Consider the following 6,904-nt stretch of genomic DNA (forward strand, 5'->3'; position numbering starts at 1 on the left):
GCACATAGGCCGTGCGCATCCGCGCAGGCTCCAGCGCGCCCGGCGCACGAATGGCAAGGCGCAGCACCGAACCTGCGGGCGAGACTGTGTATCCCGCAATCCAGTCCACGAAGCGGCGCAGCACTTCGGGCATGGGGGGCGTATCCAGCACCTCGATCAGAGGCTTTAACCTGTTATGCCCGACCTCGCCCGAGCCTTCGCCCCAGACAACGCCGATCAGCTCCTGCGCGCCGAGCGGCACGACAACATAATCACCCGCACGCACCGCCATGCCGGCCGGCACCGTGTAGTCATAGGGCTTCGGCAGGGCGAGAGGGATGAGCACGCTCACCACTTCGCTCTGAAGCACATGACCTTCTGGCCGCTCTGTGGATATTTCGGATGCCATATGTTTCGGTAAGGATAATGCCGGGCGGATTGAGGGCAAAACGCGCCCTGCTTCATACCGGCTCGAAGCGACACCGTAACGCCTCGTAAAGCAAGAGCAACGACCGCATCTTGCAGAACGACAACAAGCCCGGCAAAAGAGGGAGACGTTGGGCGCTGCTCTCGACTAGACTTGGACAAAGCGGAAACTCAGCCGCACCCACGACCGATCGAAAAGACAACAACATGAAATTCTTCGTCGATACAGCCGATATTGCCGATATTCGTGAACTCGCCGAAACCGGCCTTCTCGATGGCGTGACAACCAACCCGTCGCTCATCGCAAAGTCGGGCCGCAATTTCCTCGAGGTCGTGAAAGAAATCTGCGAGGTAGTGGAAGGTCCGGTCAGCGCGGAAGTGACCGCGCTCGATTCGCCCACCATGATCGCCGAGGGCCGCAAGCTCGCAAGCCTCGCTCCCAATATCGCGGTGAAGGTGCCGCTCACCTGGGACGGGCTCAAGACCTGCAAGGTGCTGACCGGCGAAGGCACAATGGTAAACGTGACGCTCTGCTTCTCCGCGAACCAGGCGCTGCTCGCCGCGAAGGCGGGCGCCACTTTCGTCTCGCCCTTTATCGGCCGCCTCGACGACATCACTCTCGACGGCATGGAACTGATCCGCGAGATCAGGGAAATCTATGACAACTATCCCGAACTCGAGACGGAGATTCTCGCCGCCTCGATTCGCAATGCGAACCATGTGAAGGAAGCAGCGCTTGCGGGCTCCGATGTTGCCACCGTGCCGCCTGCCGTTCTGAAGGGCCTTGCCTCCCATCCGCTGACAGACAAGGGGCTGGAAGCCTTCCTTGCTGATTGGCAGAAAACGGGCCAGAAAATTCTCTGAAGCGTCGGCTTCACAAAGAGTTTGGAAACACATTTCGGGGGATGCTGCTGCCATGAGCCAGCACAATGACAGCACCGAAGCACGGCGCGTTGACCAGCCCGGTACCACCCTCTCCGCCGAGGAGGTGAAGGCCTATCTGCGCCTGCATCCCGAACTTCTTGCCAATGATGCGGACCTTCTCGCGTCCATCGTACCGCCCTCGCAATCGACCGGGCGCAACGTGCTCGACATGCAGCACTTCATGATTGGCCGGTTGCAGAACCAGGTGAAGATGTTGCGCGACATCCAGTCCGAACTCATCGAGGCGACCTCGCTGAACAGCGTTGCGCGCGAGCAGGTTCATGCCGCGACGCTCAAGCTTCTCGACGCGCGCTCCTTCGAACATCTGATCGAATACATCACCTCGCCGAATGGCCTTGCCCGCATGCTCGGTATTCGCGCCGCGACCATCTGCATGGAAACCGCCAATGGCGTTTCCGGCATCGGCATTCGCGGTGTGCGCGTGCTGGAGCCGGGTGGCGTGGATCGCATTCTCGGCATGGGTGAGAAATGTCGCCTGAGCGCCCATGTGCGCGGCAGCCGCGGTCTTTACGGCCATCTGGCAGAGGAAGTTCATTCCGAAGCGCTGGTGCGTCTTGAAGTATCGCCCGGCTCGCCGCCCGGCCTTCTCGCGCTTGGCGGTTTCGAGCCGGAACAGTTCCACCCCGATCAGGCGGTGGACCTGCTCGAATTCCTCGCCCATGTCGTGCAGCGCTGTGTGCGCCAATGGCTCGACCTGCCGCCGGCGCCCTGAGCGGCGCGCCTTCCCCTGACGAGGCCGCAAGGGCGGTGCCTGCCGCGGCAGATGCACAGCAGCAGATCCGCGACTGGTACAGCCACCTTATGAGCGAGCGGCGGATGAGCGAGGCAACGCTCATCAATTATCACCGCGACATCATGCGCTTCTTCGAGTTCCTCGTGGACCATCTGGGCGGCACGGCGAGCATCAATGATCTCGCAAAACTTGAGCTGCGCGACTTCCGTGCCTTTATCAGTCATCGCCGCCGCGACGGGCTGCAAAGCCGCTCCATCGCAAGAACGCAATCAAGCGTGCGCTCCTTCTTCCGCTATCTCGACCGCGCGAAGATCGTTTCAAACGCGGCCGTCACCGCGCTGCGCTCTCCGAAGCTGCCTCACGCCCTTCCAAAGCCGCTGACGGAGAAGGAAGCAAAGACGCTTCTCAATGCGGCGAGCGGCGCGAGAGTTTCAGAAAGCCCCGCCGACGACCCGCAGAAGGAGCCTGCCTGGATTGCGCTGCGCGATGCAGCCGTGTTGACGCTTCTCTATGGCTGCGGGCTTCGCGTGTCGGAAGCCTTGTCGCTCAACCGCAAGGCAGCACCGCTCGGCGAAACGCTGCGCATCATCGGCAAGGGCAACAAGGAGCGCATCGTGCCAGTGCTTCCCGCCGCGCGGGAGGCCGTGGAGAAATATCTCGCTCTCTGCCCGCATGGTCTCGGTCCCGATGATCCGCTCTTTGTGGGCGTGCGCGGCAAGAGGCTCGATCAGCGGCAGATACGCGAGGTGATGATCCGCCTTCGCCTGCGGCTTGGCCTGCCGGAGAAGGCAAGCCCCCATGCGCTGCGCCACAGTTTTGCGACGCATCTTCTCGCAGGCGGCGGCGACCTTCGGGCGATACAGGAACTACTTGGCCATGCGAGCCTTTCAACCACGCAGATGTACACGGAAGTGAACACGGCCCGCCTGCTGGAGGTCTATGACATGGCGCAACAAAAGCGCGGCTGGGTCGTGGCCGTCAGCCTTAATCCGGCGCATACGATGAGGAAGGAAAATACCGGCCGCATCATGCTGCTTGAAGGGCTTGGCGTGGAAGGCGACGCGCATATGGGCGTGACCGTCAAGCACCGCTCCCGTGTCGCCGCGGATCCAAGCCAGCCCAATCTGCGGCAGGTGCATCTGATCCATGCCGAATTGCTGGATGAGCTGAAGGAGAAGGGCTTTACCATCGTGCCCGGAGAGATGGGAGAGAATGTGACCACGCGGGGAATTGATCTTCTCGCACTCCCCACCGGCACCAAGCTTCACATCGGCGCAAACGCGGTGGTGAAAGTGACGGGGCTGCGCAATCCCTGCACACAGCTTGACGGACTTCAGCCCGGCTTGATGAAAGCGGTGCTCGACCGTGACGCGGAAGGCAATCTCATCCGCAAGGCGGGCATTATGGGCGTGGTCGTGAAGAGCGGCGAAGTAAGACCGAATGACACGATCCGCGTCGTGCCGCCCGAAGGCGAAGCGATGCCGCTGAAGCCTGTTTGAAAAAGTCGCTTCTCTACATCGTCATGGCCGGGCTTGCCCCGGCCATGACGAGATTGTTTTGAGGGTAGCGAGAAGGACAGGTCTTCAACCCGCCTCACATATGGATCGGCACACCCGTGACCGAGAGCGCCGCTTCCTTGATCGCTTCCGACATGGTCGGATGGGCGATGCACATGCGCGCAATATCTTCCGAGCTCGAGGAAAGCTCCATCGCGGCCACGGCCTGCGCGATCATCTCGCCCGCGCCCACACCGATGATGTGAACGCCGAGAATACGATCCGTCTTCTTGTCGGCGAGAATCTTGACGAAACCATCCGTTGTCTTGTTCGCCTTGGCGCGGCCATTGGCCGTGAAAGGGAACTTGCCGGAATTATACTCGATGCCCGCTTCCTTGAGCTGCTCTTCGGTCTTGCCGACGCTTGCCACTTCCGGCGACGTATAGACGACACCCGGAATGACATCGTAATTGACTGCGCCGTAGTGACCCGCCAGCCGCTCGGCAAGTGCGACGCCTTCTTCCATCGCCTTGTGGGCGAGCATCGGACCGGCAATCACATCGCCAATGGCATAGATGCCATCGACATTCGTCTTGTAGGAGGCATCGACTTCCACGCGGCCGCGTGCGTCTGTTTTCACGCCAACCTTGTCGAGACCAAGTCCTGCCGTGTAGGCGACACGACCGATCGCAACCAGCACCACATCAGCATCGAGCGTCTGCGCATCGCCCCCCTTGGCAGGCTCGATCGTGACCTTGACGCCCGACTTCTGCTTCTCGACTTTCGTGACCTTGCTGCCGGTCTTGAAGGTGAAGCCCTGCTTCTTGAGGATGCGTGTGAAGTTCTTCACCACCTCGCCATCCATGCCCGGCAGGATGTTGTCGAGATATTCGACGACCGTGACTTCCGCGCCGAGGCGGCCCCAGACGGAGCCAAGCTCAAGCCCGATCACGCCACCGCCGACAACGAGCAGCTTGCCCGGCACCTTGCCGAGCGACAGCGCGCCGGTGGAGGACACAACCACCTTCTCGTCAATCTCCACGCCCGGAAGCTGCGCCACATCGGAACCCGTAGCGATGACGATGTTCCTTGCTTCAAGCGTGCGGCCTGCGGCAGACACCTTTCCCGGTGCGGTGATGCTGCCCTCTCCCTTCACCCATTCGATCTTGTTCTTCTTGAAGAGGAACTCGATGCCCTTGGTGTTGCCGTCAATCGCTTCATCCTTGAAAGCGAGAAGCTGCTTCAGATTGAGCTTCGGCGCCGGGACATCGATGCCCATGCCCGCGAAGCTCGTTCCCGCTTCATGGAAAAGCTCGGAGGCATGAAGCAGCGCCTTGGAGGGGATGCAACCGACATTGAGGCAGGTACCGCCCAGCGCGTTGCGTTTCTCGACAACAGCCACGCTGAGGCCGAGCTGGGCCGCCTTGATCGCGCATTCATAGCCGCCGGGGCCTGCACCGATCACCACAAGGTCGAAAGCATCCGCCATCACATCACCTCAAAGGTCGAGCAGCAGACGCTGCGGGTCTTCCAGAACATCCTTCACGCGCACAAGGAAGGTCACAGCTTCCTTGCCATCGACAATGCGATGATCATAGGAGAGCGCGAGATACATCATCGGGCGGATTTCGATCTTGCCGTCAATGACGACCGGACGATCCTGAATCTTGTGCATGCCGAGAATGCCCGACTGCGGCGCATTCAGGATCGGCGTGGACATGAGCGAGCCATAGACACCGCCATTGGAGATGGTGAAGGTGCCGCCCTGCAAATCCTCAAGCTTCAGGGCACCATCGCGCGCGCGACGTCCCAGATCATTGATCGCCTTTTCGATGCCCGCGAGCGACAGATCCTGCGCATCGCGTACCACCGGCACGACAAGCCCGCGATCAGTGCCGACCGCAACGCCGATATTGTAGTAGTTCTTGTAAACGAGATCGTCGCCATCAATCTCCGCATTCACGGCGGGGATTTCGCGCAGCGCATGAATGCACGCCTTCACGAAGAAACTCATGAAGCCGATGCGCACGCCATGCTTCCTCTCGAAGAGGTCCTTGTATTGCGAGCGCAGCGCCATGACATTCGTCATATCCACCTCATTGAAGGTGGTGAGCATGGCAGCCGTGTTCTGCGCATCCTTAAGGCGCGTTGCGATGGTCTTGCGCAGACGCGTCATCCGCACACGCTCTTCACGTGCGCTCTGATCGGCAGGCGCGGGTGCGCGGATTTCTGCGGGCGCGGCTGAGACGGCAGGTTTCGCAGCGCCCTTCGACGCGGCTGCTTCTTCTGCATCCGCCTTGGTCACGCGGCCACCCTTGCCCGTGCCTTCAATGGTGGAGACATCGAGATCATTTTCGGCAGCCACGCGGCGCACGGCGGGAGAAGGTGTCGCATCAGCAGGCTTGGCAGGACCCGCTTCCTGCTTCTTCTGCTCTTCCTTTTTCACCTCGGCCCTGGCCTCTGCCTTTTTCGGCTCTTCCTTTTTCGGGGCAGGGGCCGCGCCCTTGCCTTCGCCAAGCTGACCGAGCAACGCGCCCACTTCCACCGTCTCGCCGGCGTTCACAAGGATTTCAGCGAGAACACCGGCGGAAGGTGCCGGAACTTCGACCGTTACCTTGTCCGTTTCCAGTTCCACAAGCGGCTCGTCAGCCTCTACCCTGTCACCTGGCTTCTTGTACCACTGGGCGACCGTCGCCTCGGTCACCGACTCGCCGAGCGTGGGCACGCGAATTTCCGTTGCCATCTGCTTTGCCGCCTTTCCGGTCTCTTGTCTCTCCGGCGTCAGGATCAGTCGATCCTGAGCGCCTCGGAGAGAAACTGGTTGAGTTCCTGATTATGTTTGCTTATGAGGCCCGCCGCTGTTGCAGCCGAGGCCGAGCGACCGACATAGGAGGCGCGCCGATAGCGCGTGCCCAGATGGTCGAGAACCCATTCAATATTCGGCTCCATGAAGAACCAGGCGCCCATATTCTTCGGCTCTTCCTGGCACCACACGAACTCCGCATCGGGGAAGCACGCCAGCTCCGTCATCAGCGACTTTGCCGGGAACGGATAGAGCTGCTCCACACGCATGAGATAGATGTCGTTGATACCGCGCCGCTCACGCTCTTCATAGAGATCGTAATAGACCTTGCCCGAGCAGAGCACGACCCGCTTGATCTCCTTGTCCGGCACCAGCTTGATCTTCTGGTCAGGCAGAATTTCCGCATCATCCCACAACACGCGGTGGAACGAGGAACCCGGCCCGAACTCGCTCAGCTTCGACACGCAGCGCTTGTGACGCAGCAGCGATTTCGGCGTCATGAGAACCAGCGGCTTGCGGAAC

Annotated in this window: 5 protein-coding genes and 2 pseudogenes; 3 read left to right on the forward strand and 4 right to left on the reverse strand. The window is 60.9% G+C overall.

The annotated features are described in order from the left end of the window. Positions 1 to 349: pseudogene (locus WBF74_RS10630) on the reverse strand (primosomal protein N'); the annotation flags it as partial. A gap of 263 nt (positions 350 to 612) precedes the next feature. Between WBF74_RS10630 and fsa the strand changes: the two are divergent. From fsa to WBF74_RS10645, 3 genes are read left to right on the forward strand one after another with little or no spacing between them, the layout of a single operon-like run. Continuing rightward, positions 613 to 1,269 carry a fructose-6-phosphate aldolase gene (fsa, locus tag WBF74_RS10635; protein ID WP_424439325.1) on the forward strand — a complete coding sequence of 219 codons (657 nt, stop codon included), beginning with the start codon at positions 613 to 615 and terminating at the stop codon, positions 1,267 to 1,269. A 52-nt stretch (positions 1,270 to 1,321) separates the two neighbouring features. Beyond that, a complete protein-coding gene (locus tag WBF74_RS10640; RefSeq protein WP_424439328.1) occupies positions 1,322 to 2,062 on the forward strand; it encodes a DUF484 family protein in 741 nt (246 codons plus the stop codon). Between the two features lie 35 nt (positions 2,063 to 2,097). After that, complete coding sequence (locus WBF74_RS10645) at positions 2,098 to 3,582, forward strand: tyrosine-type recombinase/integrase (RefSeq protein WP_424439331.1); 1,485 nt, start codon at positions 2,098 to 2,100, stop codon at positions 3,580 to 3,582. A 94-nt stretch (positions 3,583 to 3,676) separates the two neighbouring features. On the opposite strand, the gene lpdA is transcribed toward WBF74_RS10645, so the two are convergent. From lpdA to sucA, 3 genes and pseudogenes are all read right to left on the reverse strand, one after another. Further along, entirely contained in the window at positions 3,677 to 5,068 is a 1,392-nt protein-coding gene (gene lpdA / locus WBF74_RS10650; protein ID WP_424439334.1) for a dihydrolipoyl dehydrogenase, read from the reverse strand. Between the two features lie 9 nt (positions 5,069 to 5,077). Continuing rightward, on the reverse strand, positions 5,078 to 6,322 hold the full coding sequence (odhB, locus tag WBF74_RS10655) for a 2-oxoglutarate dehydrogenase complex dihydrolipoyllysine-residue succinyltransferase (protein WP_424439337.1): 1,245 nt from the start codon (positions 6,320 to 6,322) through the stop codon (positions 5,078 to 5,080). Positions 6,323 to 6,366: 44 nt separating this feature from the next. After that, a pseudogene (gene sucA, locus WBF74_RS10660) lies at positions 6,367 to 6,904 on the reverse strand (2-oxoglutarate dehydrogenase E1 component); the annotation flags it as partial.

Source organism: Parvibaculum sp. (genome assembly GCF_049672805.1).
Classification (GTDB): Bacteria; Pseudomonadota; Alphaproteobacteria; order Parvibaculales; family Parvibaculaceae; genus Parvibaculum.

Coding starts and splice junctions, on each gene's coding strand:
- fsa (WP_424439325.1), top strand. CDS start 613: ATGAAATTCTTCGTCGATACAGCCGATATTGCCGATATTCGTGAACTC.
- odhB (WP_424439337.1), bottom strand. CDS start 6,322: ATGGCAACGGAAATTCGCGTGCCCACGCTCGGCGAGTCGGTGACCGAG.
- WBF74_RS10640 (WP_424439328.1), top strand. CDS start 1,322: ATGAGCCAGCACAATGACAGCACCGAAGCACGGCGCGTTGACCAGCCC.
- lpdA (WP_424439334.1), bottom strand. CDS start 5,068: ATGGCGGATGCTTTCGACCTTGTGGTGATCGGTGCAGGCCCCGGCGGC.